Origin of the sequence: Aquamicrobium segne (assembly GCF_042656785.1) — a bacterium.
In the GTDB taxonomy this organism is placed as follows: Bacteria; Pseudomonadota; Alphaproteobacteria; order Rhizobiales; family Rhizobiaceae; genus Mesorhizobium; species Mesorhizobium segne.
Window position 1 is genome coordinate 36,855 of the sequence record NZ_JBHSLL010000025.1, and the last position, 19,394, is coordinate 56,248.

Here is a 19,394-nt window from a genome sequence, read left to right on the forward strand (position 1 = left end):
CGCATGACAAAGCTGAAAACCCGCCTTGCCCGGCTGATTTCAACCGATGGCCCAATTCCGGTCAGCGACTATATGGCGCTTTGCCTGTATCATCCTGAATTTGGCTATTACACAAGCCGCGAACCTTTTGGCGTAAAAGGCGATTTCACCACCGCTCCGGAAATCAGCCAGATGTTTGGCGAATTGCTGGGGGTGTGGCTTTATCAGGCATGGATTGCCAATGGCCGCCCCTTGCCCGTCACCATTGCCGAAATCGGCCCCGGACGCGGCACGCTGATGAAGGACATGCTGCGCATCTGGGCGCAGCTTGATCCAGATTTTTATGCAAGCGCCCATTTTGCCCTGATTGAAACCAGCCCGCGACTGACAGAAATTCAGCGTCAAACGCTGGGACCGCTTGCCCGGCGCATCACATGGCATGAAACTGTGGCCGGTCTTTCGCCCATGCCGCTGCTTATTGTTGGCAATGAGCTCTTTGACGCCATTCCCATGCGCCAGTTTGTGCGCACGGCACTGGGCTGGCGTGAGCGCATGATTGGTCTGGACGAGAGGCAAGAACTGGCCTTTTTTGCCGGCGCCGCCTCACTGGACACTGCCCTTTTGCCGCAAGGCTCAGAACAGGCACAAGAAGGCGCTATCATCGAACTGGCGCCGGCCCGCAGCGCCATGATGGCGGAAATTTCCGGGCGCATCGCAACCCATGGCGGGGCTGGCCTGTTTATCGACTATGGCTATCTCACCCCCGGCATCAGCGACACATTGCAAGCGCTGAAAAACCATGCCTATGACCCCGTTCTGGCTCATCCGGGTGAGGCAGACCTGACCTCTCATGTCGATTTTGCCGCCCTTGGCGACATTGCTCACGCCCATGGATTGAAGGCATTGAGCGCCACTCAAGGCGCGTTTTTACTTGCCATGGGGCTGCTGGAGCGCGCCGGACGCCTTGGTGCAAATGCTGATGAAAAGGCCCGCGAGGCAATCCGGGCGCAGGTCGAACGACTGGCCGGGCCAGACCAGATGGGCGATCTGTTCAAGGTGCTGGCGCTGTTGCCAAAAACAGCCCGGAACGTAGCCTTTCCGGTGAGTGATTGACTTTTCTTGACCTTGCACGGCACTCTGAAAGGCTGCCATACTGGCAGGCCCACCATTGGCTTTTGCTTGACGAAACGCTTCGAGGAGACAACAAAGCCCCAATGTCGAATCAGCAAAAGCCGGAACCAATCTGCTCTCCACTGCTGGAAAAAGCCGCTGCAAACGGGATCAGGCACGGTTATTTCACCCGCATCGGTGGTGTCTCCGAAGGTATTTATCAGGGCCTCAATGTTGGTACCGGTTCACGAGACGACCAGAAACTGGTGGCTGAAAACCGGCGGCGCGTGGCCCAATGGATGGGCGTTTCACCACTCAACCTCCTGACCGTCCACCAAATCCACTCACCCGATGTGGTGATCGCCCACGAGAATTTTTCAGGCGGGCGCCCCAGGGCGGACGCCATGGTCACCAACCGGCCGGGCCTTGCGCTTGGCGCATTGGCCGCCGATTGCGGGCCTGTCCTGTTTGCCGATCCGCAAGCCCGGATCATCGGCGCTGCCCATGCAGGCTGGAAAGGGGCCTTTACCGGCGTGCTTGAAAACACGATTGCGGCAATGGAGGGTCTGGGGGCCCGTCGCGATTCGATCACGGCTGTGCTTGGGCCATCGATCAGCGGCCCCAATTATGAAGTCGGCCCCGAATTTCGCGAGCGCTTCATCATTGCTGATGCTGCCAATGAAGAGTGGTTTACCCCTTCCGGCAGACCGGATCATTTTTTCTTTGACCTTAACGGCTATACAATTGCGCGCCTGCGCAAAGCAGGTGTAATTGCTGAAATGCTCGGTCATTGCACCTATGCGCAAGAAAAGCTTTTCTATTCCTACCGCCGCGCGACCCATCGCAATGAGCCGGATTACGGCCGGCAGGTCTCGGCGATTTCTATCGAGGAGTAACGTCATGGCCCTGCATTTCGAACAATCCGAGTTTGACACAAGGCGCGACCGGCTGATGATCGAAATGGCAGAGCGCAAACTGGATGCGCTTTTGCTGTTTGCACAAGAAAGCATGTATTGGCTGACAGGCTATGACACATTCGGCTTCTGTCTTTTCCAGTGCCTGGTTGTGCAGGCCGATGGCTCCACGACATTGCTGACGCGCTCGGCTGATCTGCGCCAGGCGCGCCACACCTCCATTATTGACAATATCGTTTTATGGACTGACCGTGAGGGGGCCAATCCGGCCATTGACCTGCGCAATCTGCTCAATGAGATGGACCTGCTGGGCGCACGTATCGGCGTGGAATATGACACGCACGGCCTGACCGCGTTGAATGGGCGTCAACTGGATGAGCAATTAAAGAGTTTTGGCCAGATTTCCGATGCATCCGGCGTTGTCAGCCGTCTGCGCCTGTTCAAAAGCCCGGCAGAAATTGCCAAGGTGGAAAAAGCCGCCGCACTGGCCGATGACGCGCTGGATGCAGCACTGCCTCTCATCAAGCAAGGCGGTGACGAGGCCGCAATTCTGGCAAGCTTGCAAAGCACGGTTCTGGCCGGTGGCGGCGATTACCCGGCCAACGGGTTTGTTGTCGGATCAGGCCCTGACGCGCTTTTGTGCCGCTACAAGTCCGGTCGGCGCAAGCTCAACAAGAATGACCAGATCACGCTCGAATGGGCCGGGGTCTTTCATCACTATCATGCACCGATGATACGCACGATCCTGACCGGCAAGGCCTCGCGCCGTCATCAGGAACTTTATGAAGCAGCCCATGCCACGCTTCTGGCGGTGGAAAAAAATCTCACCCCCGACAATAATTTCGGCAGCGTCTTTGATACTTTTTCCCGTGCGATGGAAGCGCATGGGCTGACAAAGCACCGGCTCAACACCTGCGGCTATTCGGTCGGGGCCCGCTTTGCACCATCATGGATGGATACGCCGATGTTTTATCAGGGCAATTCTGAACCGATTGCGCCCAACATGACCCTGTTTGCCCATATGATCATCATGGATTCAGAAAGTGAAACGGCCATGACGCTGGGCCGCACCTATCTGACGACCGACACCCAGCCCCGACCGCTTTCGCGCCATGATCTTGAGCTGATCGTAAAATAGCCGGGCTTTCTTCAAGGTGCGGTCCTGTATATGTGCAAGCAGTGCCCATACATGTCCGGCATCGAGAGAAAGCATGAACCGAAAAGCCTTGTCGATCCTGCTGCCTGTCATGCTGTCTTTATCAGCCTGCACCAGCCCCGATTCCACACGACAAGAGCAGACTGCCGCAAATGGTCATTCTGTTTCGCCAGCAGTCTTGCAGCCCGCACAGGCACAAAACATCAGACTTCAGGTGGCGCCTGTTATTGGCGTTTCAGAGGAACTGGCCGCCCCCCTTGTCGAAAACCTGCAGCAGCAGGCACATTTGCGCGCCATCCCGCTGGCAGGCGACTCCACCTCCGATGCAACCCATATTTTGAAAGGCTATTTTTCGGTTCTCAACGAAAATGGCGGTGCCACCGTCATTTCGGTGTGGGATATTTATGATCCGTCAGGCAATCGCCTGCACCGGCTCTCCAACCAGCAAAAGACCCAAGCGCTCAATGGTGCCCAAGGCTGGCCCGGCATTGCCCGCCAGACACTGCACACCATAGCCGCAACAAGCATGGGCCAACTTGCCATTTGGCTCCAGACACAACAAGATGGGAATTAGGCACCCCATTCTCCCGCTCTCCTGCACGACAGGCAATATCAGCATCTGATTCTTGGGGCCTGTACGTAAAAACCCGCTTCTGACGCTTGCAATACGCGATAAGGCGACTAAAACCCCTTCTAACTTCTCTCCGGGACCAAGACATGAAACTTTTTGCGGGCAATTCCAACAAGGTGCTGGCGGAAGCGGTCGCCCGCTATTTGAACATTCCCCTGGGCAAGGCCAGCGTGCGCCGCTTTGCCGATCAGGAAATCTTTGTCGAGATTCAGGAAAATGTGCGCGGTGAGGATGTGTTCATTCTCCAGTCCACCTCCTATCCAACCAATGATCACCTGATGGAACTGCTCATCATGATGGATGCCTTCATGCGCTCATCTGCACGGCGCATTACGGCAGTCATCCCCTATTTCGGCTATGCGCGGCAGGACCGCAGGGCTTCAGGGCGCACCCCCATTTCAGCCAAGCTGGTTGCCAATATGATCACCCGCGCCGGTGCATCGCGCGTGCTGACACTTGACCTTCATGCCGGTCAGATTCAGGGATTTTTTGACATTCCGACCGACAATCTGTTTTCGGTTCCGGTGATGGCGCGTGACGTGAAAGCCAAATACAAGCAGCTTGAAAACGTCATGGTTGTCTCGCCCGATACAGGCGGTGTGGTGCGCGCGCGCGCACTTGCCAAACGCATTGACGCCCAGCTTGCCATTGTCGACAAGCGCCGCGAACGCCCCGGTGAATCGGAAGTCATGAACCTGATCGGTGAGGTTGCAGGCAAGAATTGCCTGCTCATTGATGACATCGTCGATTCAGGAGGCACGCTGTGCAATGCGGCAGATGCGCTTCTGGAAAAGGGCGCCACCAGCGTTACTGCCTATATCACCCATGGCGTTCTTTCAGGGGCTGCGGCCGAACGCATTGTCAATTCGCAGCTTCAGGAACTGGTCATTACCGATTCCATCCAGCCGGTTCAGGCGGTGATTGACGCCCCCAATATCCGCACCATCACCATTGCCGACCTGCTTGGTGAGGCCATTGCGCGAACGGCTTCTGAAAAATCGGTCTCCAGCCTGTTCGACTGACCCGCAACATGTCAGTCAAAGCAGCGTCCGCAACCGGCACGACATTCAGCATCATTTTGGCGGTGAGCCTGTGCCACGCTATCAATGATGTCATGCAGTCGCTGTTATCGGCAATCTATCCGCTGCTGAAAGATAATTACGGGCTCGATTTCTGGCAAATCGGGCTGCTGACGCTGACCTTTCAACTGACAGCGTCGCTGTTGCAGCCTGCCGTCGGTCTCATCACCGACAAAAAACCCATGCCCTTTTCACTACCCGCCGGCATGAGCGCCTCACTGATCGGGCTGATCATCGTGGCCTATGCCGGTCACTACTGGCTGCTTCTTCTGGGCGCCACATTGATCGGTATCGGCTCAGCCATATTCCACCCTGAATCTTCACGCATCGCCCGTCTGGCTTCGGGCGGGCGTCATGGAATGGCCCAATCGCTGTTTCAGGTCGGGGGTAATGCCGGTCAGGCGATCGGCCCGCTTCTGGCCGCATTCATCGTGGTTCCCTATGGTCAGGCAAGCATTATCTGGTTTGCAGCCCTTTCACTGCTGGGCATTGCCCTGCTTTATCAGGTCAGCGCCTGGTACAAGCGCTTGCAGGCACGCATTGCGAGTGGAAAAAATCCTGCGCCAGCTGTCTTTACCTTGCCGCGCAAACAGGTCGTGTGGGCGCTTGTCATTCTCACCATTCTGGTTTTTTCCAAAAACGCCTATACGGCGGGCATCTCCAGCTACTATACTTTTTATGTCATCGAAAAATTCAATGTCTCGGTGCAAACCTCGCAAATCATGCTCTTTGCATTTTTGGGTTCGTCTGCCCTTGGCATTCTTCTTGGCGGCCCCTTTGGCGACCGTCTTGGTCAAAAAACCATGATCTGGTTTTCCATTGTCGGTGTCATTCCCTTTACGCTTGCCCTGCCTTACGCAAACTATGAATGGACCATCATCCTCACCATCATGATCGGTCTGATCATGTCATCGGCCTTTTCCAACATTGTTGTCTTTGCACAGGAACTGGTTCCTGGCCGGGTCGGCATGATCGCCGGTATCTTCTTTGGCTTTGCTTTCGGGATTGGCGGCATTGCGGCTGCATTTTTAGGTGTGCTGGCAGATGCCAAGGGCATTGAATATGTATATCACGCCTGCTCTTTCCTGCCGCTATTTGGAATTTTGACCGTGTTCTTGCCCAACATGAAACAGGTCCGGGCAGCAAAAGGATAAAACCGCCTCTGCGCCCGCACGCAACCGCGCGCCGGTCTTGCACGAACCGGCCAGTTCCGCTATAGACCCGCCAGCCGCGCAGACACCCTTGGAGGCAAACGCGGTCGAAACAACCCGCCTTTTTCTGTCGTTATGCCTGTTAACAGGGCAGCGTTTTGAAATTTGCGGGGTTTTTCACGTTTACCAGGGAATAACACCCCGGCAAGCGCTCCACAATTTGAAAGGAAATGCCATGAGCACCGGATATGAGCTCAAGGCCGAAACGCGCGACAGGGTCGGTAAGGGGTCCGCCCGTGCCATTCGCCGTGACGGCAAGATTCCCGCAGTCATCTATGGTGACAAGCAGCCTCCCCTGGCTATTGCCGTGTCCTACAAGGACATTTTCTACAAGATCCACGGCGGCAACTTCATGACCACCGTTGCCACGATCAATGTTGACGGCAAGAAAATCCGCGTTCTGCCCAAAGACTATCAGCTTGACGTGGTTCGCGATTTTCCCCTGCATGTTGATTTCCTGCGCGTCAGCGCCAAGACCGAAGTCAACGTCAACATTCCGGTTCAGTTCATCAATGAAGAAAAGTCGCCCGGCCTCAAGCGCGGCGGCGTTCTCAACGTGGTGCGTCACGAGGTGGAATTCATCTGCCCGGCCGACAAGATCCCGGACTCCATCATTGTTGACCTTGATGGCGTGGAAATCGGTGATGTGATCCATATTTCCAAGGTTCAGGTGCCTGAAGGCATTACCCCGGTCATCGCTGACCGCGACTTTACCGTTGCCACACTTGCCGGTTCTGCTGCTGCCAAGTCTGACGCCGATGGCGAAGAGGACGACGCAGAGGCCACGCCAGAGACCTGATTCGCCACGTCCGGAGGGTAACGATGCTGCTCTTTGTGGGCCTCGGCAATCCGGGTGCGAAATACGCAAACAACCGGCACAATGTCGGTTTCATGGTGGCGGACGCAATTGCCCGCCACCATTCCTTTTCGCCATGGACACGCAAATTTCAGGCTGAAATTGCCGAAGGCCAGCTTGAAGGTAAAAAGATACTGCTGGTCAGACCGCAGACCTTCATGAACCTTTCCGGTCAGTCGGTCGGTGAAGCGTTGCGCTTTTACAAGCTCCCCTCCTCTGCCGTTACCGTTTTTTATGACGAGATCGATCTTGAACCCGGCAAGCTGCGGATAAAAAAAGGCGGCGGCGCCGGTGGCCATAATGGCATCCGCTCGCTCGACCAGCATATCGGCAAGGATTACCGGCGGGTGCGCATCGGCGTTGGTCATCCCGGCGTCCGGGAAATGGTCCACAATCATGTGCTGGGCGATTTTTCCAAAAGCGATCAGGAATGGCTGGGGGTATTGCTCGACGCCATTGCCGTTCATGCCGGGTTGATTGCCAGGAATGACGAAAGCTCCTTCATGAACCGGGTCACGCTTGCCTTGCGTGAAAAACTTCAACCCACAGGCGCCCACGACACACCGCCGCCCAAAAAAGCAGCGCCAAAAGGGCAAAGCCATATCAGGCAGGCGCGCCAGCAGGCACCCCGCGTCAACACACTTCCCGAAAACGGGCCGATGGCTGCCATGCTCAAAAAATTATTTGGCAAGGAATAACCAGCCCTGCCTTGAGGGCGTTGCCCTTTCCACCATAGCCGGGGGAAGAAAAATCTCCCGTAGAAACAGGATCAGTCAATCATGGGTTTCAAATGCGGCATCGTCGGCCTGCCCAATGTCGGCAAGTCAACACTTTTCAATGCGCTGACCAGAACCGCCGCCGCACAGGCTGCCAATTATCCATTCTGCACAATCGAACCGAACACCGGCGAGGTCGCCGTTCCTGATCCGCGCATGAAGAAGGTTGCGGCAGCAGCCGGATCGAAAGAGATCATCCCGACCCGTATTTCCTTCGTCGATATTGCCGGCCTGGTGCGCGGCGCTTCCAAAGGCGAGGGTCTTGGCAATCAGTTTCTTGCCAATATCCGCGAGGTGGATGCCATTGTCCATGTGCTGCGCTGCTTTGAAGATGACGACATCACCCATGTCGAGGGCCGTATCGACCCCGTAGCCGATGCTGAAACGGTCGAGACAGAACTGATGCTGGCCGATCTGGAAAGCCTTGAGCGGCGTATTGTGCAGACCCGCAAGCGCGCCACCGGCAAGGACAAGGAGTCCATCACCATCCTGCCGATGATGGAACAGGCGCTGGAACTTCTGCAAGGTGGAAAGCCCACCCGCATTTTGCTTGACGGTATTGCCCCGGAAGACCTGCAGATACTCAGGGGTCTTAACCTGCTGACCTCGCACCCTGTGCTTTATGTATGCAATGTTTCTGAAAACGACGCAGCCGAGGGCAATGAGCACACCAAGGCCGTGGCTGCAATGGCTGAGGCGCAAGGCGCCAAAGTGGTCATTATTTCGGCTGCCATCGAGGCTGAAGTTGCCCAGCTTCCCGATGAAGAGGCACAGGAATTTCTGGCCTCCATGGGGCTGGAAGAACCGGGTCTTGATCGGCTGATCCGCGCCGGTTACGAGCTTTTGCAACTCATCACCTATTTCACCGCCGGACCAAAGGAAACACGCGCCTGGACGATTGAGCGCGGCACCAAGGCCCCGCAGGCTGCCGGGGTCATTCATACCGATTTCGAGCGTGGTTTCATTCGCGCCCAGACCATTGCCTATCAGGATTTCATCACGCTTGGTGGCGAGGTGGCGGCCAAGGAGGCAGGCAAGGCGCGCGATGAGGGCAAGGAATATGTGGTGCAGGACGGCGATGTCATCCTGTTTCGGTTCAATACCTAATTCTAGATCATATTGCGGCCAGACGGTACTGTCTGGCTGCAAAGCGTTCAGCGTTTTCTGACAAACTCGGTTCGCAAAACAAGGCCCTTGATCCCCTCATGGCGGCAATCGATTTCTTCAGGATTGTCGGTCAGCCGGATCGAGCGGATCACCGTGCCCTGTTTCAGTGTCTGCCCCGCACCCTTGACCTTCAGATCCTTGATCAGCACTACGGAATCGCCATCGGTCAAGATATTGCCCGAGGCATCACGCACCGCATTTTGCGCTGCAATCTCTGCTGCCAGTTCTGAGGCGGGACGCCATTCGCCGGTTGCCTCGTCATATACGTAATCGTCATTGGAAGTATTCATAAGCCCCATATCGCAAACGCTGTGTGTTTTGCCAAGCCCACAAAACCATTGATGTGGCACATGATATCTAAAGCCTGTCTCCCGAACTGGGAACCAGTTTCGGGGTAAAGACATGCGTAATAACAATAACTTAAAGCGTATCGCGTGGATCTGAAAGATCGCGACACGCTTTAAACAACCCAATCATGAAAATGCCATACAACCTGTTCTATAAGTGGGCGAAGGGACAACAATGAAAGGAATCATATGCGTATTATCCGCCCCCTAGTCTTGGCAGCGCTGCTGACTTCGCCTATGACTGTTGCCGCATTTGCAGATGATCGTGCCCCGACCGCTGAAGAGCGAGCCAAAATTGAAGCTGTTCTCAAGGCTGAAGGTTTTACCTCATGGGGTGAAATCGAACTTGATGATGGCAAGGTTTGGGAAGTCGATGATGCCATTCATTCTGACGGGCGTGAATATGATCTCGAGCTCGACCCCTCAACCCTGGCAATTACCGATAAAGATCTGGACTAACCCGCTTCAAGGCATTTTGTAGCCAGATAAAGCCTGCCGCCCAAAACTGCTTTCAGTTCGGGCGGCAGGTCGTTACAGACAAAACAATCAGTTTAGAGCGCCGTGCATCCAATCGGACGCACAAAGGACGCTCTAACACTTTGAATAAGCATCGGAATAATCCAAAAACCGATTCCACTTTTCGGTCCGATGCTCTAATCGCCCTCGAAGGCGATAAGCGTGCGCACAGGCACACCCAGCGCTTCCAGCTTGCGGCGACCGCCAAGATCAGGAAGATCAATCACAAAACAGGCCGCAACAAGCTCCGCGCCGATCTGCCCCAACAGCCTGACCGCAGCTTCCGCCGTACCGCCGGTAGCGATCAAATCATCGATCAGAATGACTTTTTCTCCGGCCTTGACACCATCGCGGTGAATTTCCATTTCATCCACGCCATATTCAAGGCTGTAAGCCACACGAACCGTGTCATGCGGCAGCTTGCCTTTCTTGCGGATCGGTACAAAACCGGCGCAAAGCCGATGGGCAACCGCACCACCCAGAATAAAGCCACGCGCTTCGATACCGGCAATTTTATCAATGCCGGAGCCGATAAAGGGCTGCGCCAGATCTTCTACCGCTGTGGCAAAGGCATTGGCATTGCCCAGAAGCGTTGTGATGTCGCGAAACTGGACACCCGGCTTTGGATAATCAGGAATGGTGCGAATGGAAGATAAAAGCCGGTCTTTGGCGGACAAGGTCATAACGCTTTCCAGTTCAGTCCCAGTTTTATGCAAAAAAGAAAAGGGCGCATTCAAGCGCCCTTAATTCTTGAAGTGTCTCAATCAGCCGGACACGTCAGTGCGGTATCTTGGACCACACCCGACGCTTGGTGGCATACATCAGGCCAGCAAACAGGATCAAAAAGACCATAACGCGGAAACCCGTTTTCTTGCGGTCTTCAAGATGCGGCTCGGCGGCCCACATCAGGAAGGCTGACACGTCACGCGAATACTGGTCAACGGTCTCGGGCGTACCATCTTCATAAGTCACCTGTTCATCGGACAGGGGCGGCGCCATGGCCAGCGACTTTCCACCGATGAAGTAGGGATTGTAATAGGTGGCTTCCGGAATATCCATGCCGGCCGGCGGCTCTTCATCATAGCCGGTCAGTAGCGCATGAATATAATCAGGCCCGTTCTCGGCATATTGTGTAAAAATGTCGAAAACAAAGGTCGGGAAGCCGCGCTCGACACCACGGGCCTTGGCGATCAGCGAAAAGTCCGGCGGAGCCGCACCATTGTTGGAAGCTGCCGCTGCCTGCAGGTTCGGATAGGGCGAGGTGAAATAGTCAGACGGCAGGCCCGGACGCTCAAACATGTCGCCATCATCATTGGGGCCGTCTTCAATGGTGTATTCGGCAGCAAAGGCTTTCACCTGTTCTTCCGAATAGCCAAGGTCCTCAAGCGTACGAAAGGCCACCAGATCCATGGAGTGGCAAGCCGCGCACACTTCCGTGTAAACCTTGAGACCACGCTGGAGTTGCGCCTTGTCGTAAGTGCCAAAAGGCCCGGCGAAGCTCCAGTCCATCTGTTGCGGCTTATGGATGGGGAAGCTGGTCGGCTCAGCCGCTGTGCCTTCTTCATCCTGAGCGATCGCCACGCCCCCGGCCACCATCAACCCTGCGGTTATCAGTGAAGCGAGAATCTTCTTCATACCCAAATTCCTCTCGAAAGACTCTTCGCTCAACCCCGGGTTTCCGGTGCCGCTGCGCCATCCAGATGATTGGCCCCAGCGCCCCCGTTCTTTTCCAGCACGGCTTCGGTGATCGAGTTCGGCAAGCGCCGCGGCGTCTCGATCAGGCCCAGAACCGGCATGATGACGATGAAGAACGCGAAGTAATAAAGCGTTCCGACCTGCGCCATGATCACATAAGCGCCTTCTGCGGGACGCGAACCCAGCCAGCCCAGGAAGATGCAGTCAATGACAAAGATCCAGAAAAACAGGCGATACCAGGGACGATAAACCGCCGAGCGAACTTTTGAAGTGTCAAGCCATGGCACGACAAACAGCACCGCAATGGCGCCGAACATGGCCAGAACGCCGCCCAGCTTGGAATCGATCGGCCCGATATTGAAGGTAATAGCCCGCAGGATTGCGTAGAAAGGCAGGAAATACCATTCAGGAACAATATGCGCCGGTGTCTTGAGCGGGTCAGCCTGAATGTAGTTATCGGCATGGCCCAGATAATTGGGCATATAGAAAATGAAATAGGCAAACACCAGCAGGAACACGATCATGCCCAGCGCGTCCTTGATGGTCGCATAAGGCGTGAAAGCCACCGTATCGGTCTTCGATTTCACTTCAATCCCGGTCGGGTTGTTCTGGCCGGTGACATGCAGCGCCCACACATGCAGCACAACCACACCGGCAATCATGAAGGGCAGCAGATAATGCAGCGCAAAGAAGCGATTCAGCGTCGGATTATCAACGGCAAAGCCGCCCAGCAGCAATTCCTGTATCCAGTTGCCGACCAGCGGAACGGCGGTGAAGAAACCGGTGATGACGGTTGCGCCCCAGAAGGACATCTGCCCCCAGGGCAGAACATAGCCCATGAAGCCTGTTGCCATCATCAACAGATAGATAATGCAACCCAAAATCCACAAAAGCTCACGTGGCGCCTTGTAGGAGCCATAGTAAAGTCCGCGCATGATGTGCAGATAAACAGCGACAAAGAAGAATGACGCACCATTGGCGTGCATATAGCGCAGCAGCCAGCCGGAATTCACGTCGCGCATGATCTTTTCGACCGAAGTAAACGCAAGTGCGGTGTCCGATACATAATGCATGGCCAGCACGATGCCGGTCAGGATCTGTGCAACCAGCATGATCGACAAAATGCCGCCAAAGGTCCACATATAGTTGAGATTGCGCGGAACCGGATAGGCAATGAAACTGTCATAAACCAGTCGCGGCAGCGGCATGCGCGCATCAAACCAGCGGCCAAGGCCGGTCGCCGGCGTATAGGTGGAATGTCCCTCGCTCATCGAATCTTTTCCCCTCAGCCGATACGAATCTTGGTGTCTGAAATAAACTCAAAGACCGGCACAGCCATATTCTCTGGCGCCGGACCCTTACGGATACGACCGGCCGTATCATAATGCGAGCCGTGGCACGGGCAGAACCAGCCACCGAACTCACCCTGCTGACCAAGCGGGATACACCCCAGATGGGTGCACACGCCAACCATGACCAGCCAGTTTTCCTTGCCTTCACCGGCCGAGCGATCAATGTCGGACGCGGGCGCATCGCTGCCAAGATTGGCGTTACGGGCCAATGGGTCCTTCAGCTCACCAAGTTCGACGGCTTGCGCCTCTTCAATTTCCTGAGGCGTGCGATTGCGCACGAAAACCGGCTTGCCACGCCATTTGACTGTCAACGACATGCCCGGCTCCAAAGCCTCGACATCCACCTCGACCGACGACAAGGCGCGCGTTGAAGCGTCAGGGCGCATCTGATCAATGAATGGCCAGGCGACAGCGCCCGCTCCGACAACGCCGGCCATGCCGGTGGCGATGTACAGAAAATCTCGCCGGGCTGGATTTTCAATATCGGTTTCGCTCACGGGTGACTGATCCTTTCGCCTCTTCCACACTAAAGGTGTCTTCGATCCTGAACCAATTCAGGCACCAGCCTTGCACGCATGGCAAAGGGCCAGCCGAACTCCTCCAGCATTTTGATTCAAGGCTTATGCGCGAAGCCTTCACTTGTCCAGACCGCAACGCAAGAGAAGGCAGATTGTCGCGGCAATAAAAGGCCGTTTTTTCCAACTTTTTCTGCCAGTGACCTGCCAGCGCCTGGCATTGAAAGGTCAACCGCCCATGTGTCAGGCCGGGCGCGTTTCCTCCAGCGGGCTTTCTTCATTGAATAAAAAACCGCCGGATTGCCGCCGCCACAGCCGGGCATACAGACCATCCAGCGCCACCAGTTCATCATGTGTGCCTTGTTCGACAATGCGACCATGATCGAGCACGACAAGGCGATCAAGTGCGGCAATGGTGGACAATCTGTGGGCTATGGCAATCACGGTTTTGCCCTGCATCAACTTGTAGAGATTTTCCTGAATGGCTGCCTCGACATCCGAATCGAGCGCAGAGGTTGCCTCATCCAGAATAAGAATCGGCGCATCTTTCAAGAACACCCGCGAAATTGCCACGCGCTGGCGCTGGCCACCGGAAAGTTTGACACCGCGCTCGCCAACATAGGCATCATAACCCTTGCGGCCGCGATTATCCGCAAGCGACATAATGAATTCATGCGCCTCGGCCCTTTTTGCCGCCGCAATCACTTCCTCCTCACTGGCGTCAGGCACACCAAGCCGGATATTGTCACGCAAGGAGCGATGAAACAGCGCGGTATCCTGACTGACAACGCCAATATGGGAGCGCAGCGAATTTTGCGTCACATCCGCAATATTCTGCCCATCAATCAGGATCGCCCCATCTTCTATGTCGTAAAGGCGAAGAATCAGATTGACGAGCGTGGTCTTGCCCGCCCCCGACGGGCCAATCAGCCCGATCTTTTCGCCCGGCTGCACAACAAGATTGATGCTGTCCAGCACGTTTTTCTTCTGACCGTAGCGGAAGGTGAGGTTGTTGATCTCAAGCCTGCCGCCGGTGACAACAAGCTCTCTGGCCTGTGGCGCATCGACCAGCCCAAGCGGTTGCGAAATCAGTTGCTTGGAATTTTCCAGCACACCCAGATTGCGCAAGATACCATTGAGCTGCATCATCAGCCGCCCCAGCAGCATGTTGAGGCGCAAGACCAGCGCCAGGGTGAACGCAACCGCCCCAACCGTGATCGAACCTTCCACCCACAGATAGACACTGAAACAGGCAATCAGCACAATCATCAGGCCAGACAGCGCCGTCAGCGCCATCCGCACTCCGGTCAGCCGCCGGGTAAAGGGACGCAAGGCGCCCAGATAAATATCAAAACCGCTGCGCAGATAGCGATCATCACCATCAGCGGCGAACAGTTTCAAAGTCTGCACATTGGAATAGGAATCGACAATGCGGCCATTGATCATCGAGCCGGCCTCGGCCGTGGCCTCGGCATGTTTGCGAATTTCAGGCAGATAGATGTGCGCCAGCCAGCCAAAGGCGGCAATCCACACAAGGACCAGCACCGCCAGCCGCCAGTCAAGCCCGGCAACCAGCACCAGAGTGGTAACCGTATAGACAATCATGAACCACACGACTTCGATGAAACTTTCCATCAGGTCGCCGGTCGCCTGCCCGGCCTGCCACACCTTGGTGGCGATACGGCCAGCAAAATCATTCTGGAAAAAGCTATAAGACTGGCGCGAAACATGCCGGTGTGCCTGCCAGCGCACCAGATTATAAAAGCCCGGTGTAATCGTCTGCTCGTTCAGCAGGGCAGCAAACCCCACAACCATGGTGCGGATGACCAGCACCACAACCGCCATGAAAATCAGCTCCCAGCCAGCCGCATCCCATAAGACAGTCCAGCTGCGCTCTGCGGGAAGCTGGTCGAGTATATCAACCAGCCGCCCGACAAAATAAAACAGCCCGGCCTCCACCAGCGGTGCAACACCGCCAACGACCAGCATGGCAAAAAAGGCAAATTTTGCCTGCCCCACATAATGCCATATGAAGCCTGTAACTGTAGCAGGCGGCCTTAAATCAGCAGGCTCGCCAAACGTATCGACCCTTTGTTCAAACCAGTGATAGACAGTTTTCATCATGGCAGGCGCACCGCCCTGTCAGCAAGATGTGAGCGCCGACCGGCGGGGCATGTTTTTATCATTCAGCCAGGTCATCTCCCAGTTCAAGCTTCATGCGGGCTACCGGTTCATGTCCATCATCATCGGCAAGAAAACCGCCCGTTTGGCGCTGCCACAACTGCGCATAAAGGTCATTCATGGCAATCAGTTCCTCATGTGTGCCTTCTTCGATGATACGCCCCTTGTCCATCACCACCAGCCGGTCCATGGCCGCAATGGTTGACAGCCGGTGCGCAATGGCAATCACCGTCTTGCCCTGCATGAGCTTGTAAAGATTCTCCTGTATGGCGGATTCAACTTCCGAATCAAGCGCGGAGGTTGCCTCATCAAGAATGAGGATCGGTGCATCTTTCAGCATAACGCGCGCAATGGCGATGCGTTGCCTCTGCCCGCCGGAAAGTTTGACGCCGCGCTCGCCCACATGCGCGTCCAGCCCTTTGCGACCTTTTGCATCTGAAAGCCCGCCAATGAAGTCAAGCGCTTCGGCGCGGCGTGCGGCCTCAATCACCATATCCTCACTTGCATCGGGCCGACCATAGACAATGTTATCACGCACCGACCGATGCATCAGCGAGGTATCTTGTGTGACCATGCCGATCTGAGCGCGCAGTGAATCTTGCGTGACATCGGCAATATCTTGCCCGTCAATGCGTATATGCCCGCGCTCAAGGTCGTAAAACCGCAGCAGAAGATTGACCAGCGTCGATTTGCCAGCCCCTGAGCGCCCGACAATACCCACCTTTTCGCCCGGCTTCACATGCAGCGACAGATCTTCAATGATGCCTTTTTTCTTGCCGTAGTGAAAACCGATCCCGTCAAAGACAATCTCGCCCTTATCGACTGTCAGAGTTTTTGCACCCGCCTTGTCTTGCACCAGACGCGGCATGGAAATCGAACTGATGCCATCTTGCACCGTGCCGATATTTTCAAACAGGGCCGACACTTCCCACATGATCCATTGCGACATGCCCCACAAGCGCAGCACCAGACCAATCACCACGGCGACCGCACCGATGGAAACCTGCGCCCCCAGCCACAGCCAGATTGACAAAGCAGCCACACAAACCAGCAACAGGGAGTTCAGGAGATAGAGCAGACCATAAAGACTGGTGACCAGCCGCATGGAACGATAGACCGTATCCAGAAACAGCGACATGCTTTCACGCACATAGCCTGCCTCACGCTGCGCATGCGAAAACAGCTTCACGGTCTGGATATTGGTATAGCTGTCAACAATGCGACCCGTCATCAGTGAGCGGGCATCCGCCTGTTCCTTGCCGACATGGCCCAGACGCGGCACAAAATAACGCAGCAGTATAATATAACCGATCAGCCATACCACCAAAGGCGTGGCCAGCCGCCAGTCGGCTGAACCGACAATGACCAGCACGCCCAGAAAATAGACGGCCACATAATTGAGCACATCAACCAGCTTGATGACGCAATCGCGCACAGCCAGCGCCGTCTGCATCAGCTTGGTGGCAATGCGACCGGCAAATTCATCCTGATAAAACGTCATCGACTGCTTGAGCAGATAACGATGCACCTGCCAGCGAATGCGCATCGGGTGGTTACCCATCAGCGTCTGGGTATGGATCAGTGACTGGAACCACACGATTGCCGGTAACAGCACAAGCACGACAAAGCCCATGCCAAATAGCTTCCAGCCTTCGATTTGCAGGAAGGTTTCGCGGTCATGGGCCGAGAGCCAGTCAACGATCGAGCCCAGAAACTGAAACATCCACACTTCTGTAATGGCAATGGCTGCAATCAATGCTGCGTCGATGGCGATATAGGGCCATGCGCCACGGGTGAAATGCACACAAAAGGCGATCAGGGTTGTGGGTGGCTCCATCGGCTCTTCAGCCGGGAAGGGATCGAGCCTTTTTTCAAACCAGCCAAACATGTTGGTTCTTTCACGACAGTGGCTTAATCCATGTACCCTGTCGGCTACACAGTCTTGCAAGCTCTTGTTACAGTTGTCTTGATGCGATGCCGGATATTTTCATCCAACCGCAAAATGCCTTATAGGCATGTTCGCACATTATGGCCATAAAACAGCAAGCTCAAAAAGAACAAGCCTTTGGAAACCGGTCTGCGCATTGCCCTTTACCAGCCCGATATTGCCGGTAATACCGGCACCATTCTGCGGCTGGCCGCCTGTCTGGGACTTGGTGTCGATATCATCGAGCCAGCAGGTTTTGATCTTTCCGACCGGGCGCTCAAACGCGCCGGCATGGATTATCTGGAAATGGCCCGCCTGACCCGCCACATCGACTGGACTGCTTTTGAGGCTGCGCATTCTGCTGCCGGGCGCCGACTGGTGCTGTTTTCCACCAAAGCGGCCAGCCCCTATACGGATTTTCGGTTTTCACCTGCCGACACGCTGCTTTTTGGGCGCGAATCATCAGGCGTTCCCGCTTCCGTGCATGAAAAAGCCGATACACGCCTGATCATTCCCATGGTGAAAGGCGCACGCAGCCTCAATCTTGCCCTGTCGGTGGCCATGGTCACCGGCGAAGCCGTGCGACAATTAAAATAATAAAATAAAGATCAATCAGCGGCGGGCAGGCGGCGAATGGTAAATTCAATAACGTCGCCGGGGCGCTCAAACCAGCTTTCGATTTCAGTCCAGTAAGCCTGTTTGGGCCAGCGTTTGAACCATTCCTGCGCCTTGGCGCGCGCATCGGAACGCGGCAGCACGAATGTCTCGCGCAAAAACCCGTCGCTGCGCCCACCGCCATGCTGTGCACGGCTGCGTTGCAGGCTCTTTTTCAGTCCCTCCAGCGGCGGTCTTGCAGGCGTGCGCAAAAAAGCCTCCTTGACGCTTGCTGCACACAGATTAGGGATCACAATTGGAAAAGACGAGTCATTTTACGAACAGAGTTCGACCAAGCGGAGATGCCAGTGCAGCAACGCCCCGAGATTCCGGCAGGATTGCCGGCTGACATCGACAATAAAAAACAGATTGCTCAAGCTTGGTTTGAGGATTTGCGTGACCGCATCTGCGCTGCCTTTGAAGCATTGGAAGACGAATTGTCCGGTCCGCAATCGTCCTGGACGCCCGGTCGTTTCGAGCGCAGCCCGTGGGAGCGCGATGAGGGCCGCGGCGGTGGCGGTGTCATGTCAATCATGAAGGGGCGGCTGTTTGAAAAGGTCGGCGTCCATACCTCAGCCGTCCATGGCGAGTTTTCGCCAGAATTTCGCAAGCAGATACCCGGCGCAGATGAAGACCCAAGTTTCTGGGCCAGCGGCATTTCGCTGATCGCCCATCCGTGGAACCCGAATGTGCCCACCGTTCACATGAATACGCGCATGGTTGTCACCTCGCGGCAATGGTTTGGTGGTGGCGCTGACCTCACCCCCGTGCTTGACCGGCGTCGTACACAGGAAGACCCCGACAGTATCGCCTTCCACCGCGCCATGCAGTTTGCCTGTGACAAACATTCAGGCATTGTCGATTATCAGCGCTACAAGGACTGGTGCGACGAGTATTTTTACCTGCCCCACCGTCAGGAAGCCCGCGGCATTGGCGGTATTTTTTATGACTGGCTGCATTCAGATGAAAGCCGCGGCGGCTGGCAGGCCGATTTTGCCTTTACCCAGGATGTCGGACGCGCCTTTCTGGTCGTCTATCAGCATATTGTGCGCCAGAATTTCAACAATGGCTGGAGCGAACAGGACCGCGAGGAACAGCTTGTGCGCCGTGGCCGCTATGCCGAGTTCAATCTGCTTTATGATCGGGGCACGACTTTTGGCCTGAAGACCGGCGGCAATGTCAATTCCATCCTGTCGAGCCTGCCGCCAGAGGCAAAATGGCCGTAAAGCATAATCCCAAAAAGTTGTAGACTTTTTGGATAAGATTATGCGTATAAACAAAGACTTGGAGCATTTTGTGAGTACAGATGGAACCATCTGACGTCGCAA

The 19,394-nt window shown here is 55.5% G+C and carries 20 protein-coding genes; 12 read left to right on the forward strand and 8 right to left on the reverse strand.

All coding sequences use genetic code 11. The features are described 5' to 3' along the window. Positions 1 to 3 precede the first annotated feature (3 nt). The 9 genes from ACFPLB_RS08880 (at position 4) to ychF (ending at position 8,819) form a co-directional block, all read left to right on the forward strand. Complete coding sequence (locus ACFPLB_RS08880; protein WP_378228995.1) at positions 4 to 1,092, forward strand: class I SAM-dependent methyltransferase; 1,089 nt, start codon at positions 4 to 6, stop codon at positions 1,090 to 1,092. Positions 1,093 to 1,193: 101 nt separating this feature from the next. Then, a complete protein-coding gene (gene pgeF, locus ACFPLB_RS08885; RefSeq protein WP_378228996.1) occupies positions 1,194 to 1,985 on the forward strand; it encodes a peptidoglycan editing factor PgeF in 792 nt (263 codons plus the stop codon). 4 nt (positions 1,986 to 1,989) lie between these two features. Then, positions 1,990 to 3,141: a M24 family metallopeptidase gene (locus tag ACFPLB_RS08890; protein ID WP_378228997.1), complete on the forward strand. Its 1,152-nt coding sequence runs from the start codon at positions 1,990 to 1,992 to the stop codon at positions 3,139 to 3,141. Positions 3,142 to 3,214: 73 nt separating this feature from the next. Next, positions 3,215 to 3,733, forward strand: a complete 519-nt coding sequence (locus tag ACFPLB_RS08895; RefSeq protein WP_378228998.1) for a hypothetical protein — start codon at positions 3,215 to 3,217, stop codon at positions 3,731 to 3,733. A gap of 143 nt (positions 3,734 to 3,876) precedes the next feature. Then, positions 3,877 to 4,812, forward strand: a complete 936-nt coding sequence (locus tag ACFPLB_RS08900; RefSeq protein ID WP_378228999.1) for a ribose-phosphate pyrophosphokinase — start codon at positions 3,877 to 3,879, stop codon at positions 4,810 to 4,812. 8 nt (positions 4,813 to 4,820) lie between these two features. After that, on the forward strand, positions 4,821 to 6,023 hold the full coding sequence (locus ACFPLB_RS08905) for an MFS transporter (RefSeq protein ID WP_378229000.1): 1,203 nt from the start codon (positions 4,821 to 4,823) through the stop codon (positions 6,021 to 6,023). A gap of 232 nt (positions 6,024 to 6,255) precedes the next feature. Continuing rightward, positions 6,256 to 6,879 carry a 50S ribosomal protein L25/general stress protein Ctc gene (locus ACFPLB_RS08910; protein WP_378229001.1) on the forward strand — a complete coding sequence of 208 codons (624 nt, stop codon included), beginning with the start codon at positions 6,256 to 6,258 and terminating at the stop codon, positions 6,877 to 6,879. A 23-nt stretch (positions 6,880 to 6,902) separates the two neighbouring features. Next, the gene (gene pth, locus ACFPLB_RS08915) at positions 6,903 to 7,634 is read left to right on the forward strand and encodes an aminoacyl-tRNA hydrolase (protein ID WP_378229002.1); all 732 of its coding nucleotides are present in this window, start codon (positions 6,903 to 6,905) and stop codon (positions 7,632 to 7,634) included. A gap of 81 nt (positions 7,635 to 7,715) precedes the next feature. Then, positions 7,716 to 8,819 (forward strand): redox-regulated ATPase YchF, encoded by a 1,104-nt coding sequence (gene ychF, locus ACFPLB_RS08920; RefSeq protein ID WP_378229003.1) that lies wholly within the window; start codon positions 7,716 to 7,718, stop codon positions 8,817 to 8,819. A 47-nt stretch (positions 8,820 to 8,866) separates the two neighbouring features. Here ychF and ACFPLB_RS08925 read toward each other — a convergent pair whose 3' ends face one another. Continuing rightward, positions 8,867 to 9,169, reverse strand: a complete 303-nt coding sequence (locus ACFPLB_RS08925; RefSeq protein WP_378229004.1) for an alkylphosphonate utilization protein — start codon at positions 9,167 to 9,169, stop codon at positions 8,867 to 8,869. A gap of 246 nt (positions 9,170 to 9,415) precedes the next feature. Here ACFPLB_RS08925 and ACFPLB_RS08930 point away from each other — a divergent pair, with 246 nt between their 5' ends. Continuing rightward, a complete protein-coding gene (locus ACFPLB_RS08930) occupies positions 9,416 to 9,685 on the forward strand; it encodes a PepSY domain-containing protein (protein ID WP_378229005.1) in 270 nt (89 codons plus the stop codon). A 194-nt stretch (positions 9,686 to 9,879) separates the two neighbouring features. Here the strand turns inward: ACFPLB_RS08930 and ACFPLB_RS08935 are convergent, their stop codons facing one another. The 6 genes from ACFPLB_RS08935 to ACFPLB_RS08960 form a co-directional block, all read right to left on the reverse strand. Continuing rightward, on the reverse strand, positions 9,880 to 10,425 hold the full coding sequence (locus ACFPLB_RS08935; RefSeq protein WP_378229006.1) for an adenine phosphoribosyltransferase: 546 nt from the start codon (positions 10,423 to 10,425) through the stop codon (positions 9,880 to 9,882). A gap of 94 nt (positions 10,426 to 10,519) precedes the next feature. Continuing rightward, the gene (locus ACFPLB_RS08940) at positions 10,520 to 11,377 is read right to left on the reverse strand and encodes a cytochrome c1 (protein ID WP_378229007.1); all 858 of its coding nucleotides are present in this window, start codon (positions 11,375 to 11,377) and stop codon (positions 10,520 to 10,522) included. Between the two features lie 29 nt (positions 11,378 to 11,406). Continuing rightward, on the reverse strand, positions 11,407 to 12,708 hold the full coding sequence (locus tag ACFPLB_RS08945; RefSeq protein WP_378229008.1) for a cytochrome b: 1,302 nt from the start codon (positions 12,706 to 12,708) through the stop codon (positions 11,407 to 11,409). Positions 12,709 to 12,722: 14 nt separating this feature from the next. Next, a complete protein-coding gene (gene petA / locus ACFPLB_RS08950; RefSeq protein WP_378229009.1) occupies positions 12,723 to 13,286 on the reverse strand; it encodes a ubiquinol-cytochrome c reductase iron-sulfur subunit in 564 nt (187 codons plus the stop codon). Between the two features lie 261 nt (positions 13,287 to 13,547). Then, positions 13,548 to 15,428, reverse strand: coding sequence for an ABC transporter ATP-binding protein (locus ACFPLB_RS08955; protein WP_378229010.1), 1,881 nt, complete (start codon positions 15,426 to 15,428; stop codon positions 13,548 to 13,550). Positions 15,429 to 15,486: 58 nt separating this feature from the next. Beyond that, the gene (locus ACFPLB_RS08960; protein WP_378229011.1) at positions 15,487 to 17,373 is read right to left on the reverse strand and encodes an ABC transporter ATP-binding protein; all 1,887 of its coding nucleotides are present in this window, start codon (positions 17,371 to 17,373) and stop codon (positions 15,487 to 15,489) included. 177 nt (positions 17,374 to 17,550) lie between these two features. Between ACFPLB_RS08960 and ACFPLB_RS08965 the strand changes: the two genes are divergently transcribed. Next, complete coding sequence (locus ACFPLB_RS08965) at positions 17,551 to 18,009, forward strand: tRNA (cytidine(34)-2'-O)-methyltransferase (protein WP_378229012.1); 459 nt, start codon at positions 17,551 to 17,553, stop codon at positions 18,007 to 18,009. Positions 18,010 to 18,020: 11 nt separating this feature from the next. Here the strand turns inward: ACFPLB_RS08965 and ACFPLB_RS08970 are convergent, their stop codons facing one another. Next, positions 18,021 to 18,278 (reverse strand): hypothetical protein, encoded by a 258-nt coding sequence (locus ACFPLB_RS08970; RefSeq protein WP_378229013.1) that lies wholly within the window; start codon positions 18,276 to 18,278, stop codon positions 18,021 to 18,023. A gap of 96 nt (positions 18,279 to 18,374) precedes the next feature. Here ACFPLB_RS08970 and hemF point away from each other — a divergent pair, with 96 nt between their 5' ends. Next, entirely contained in the window at positions 18,375 to 19,292 is a 918-nt protein-coding gene (gene hemF / locus ACFPLB_RS08975) for an oxygen-dependent coproporphyrinogen oxidase (protein WP_378229014.1), read from the forward strand. Positions 19,293 to 19,394 lie beyond the last annotated feature (102 nt).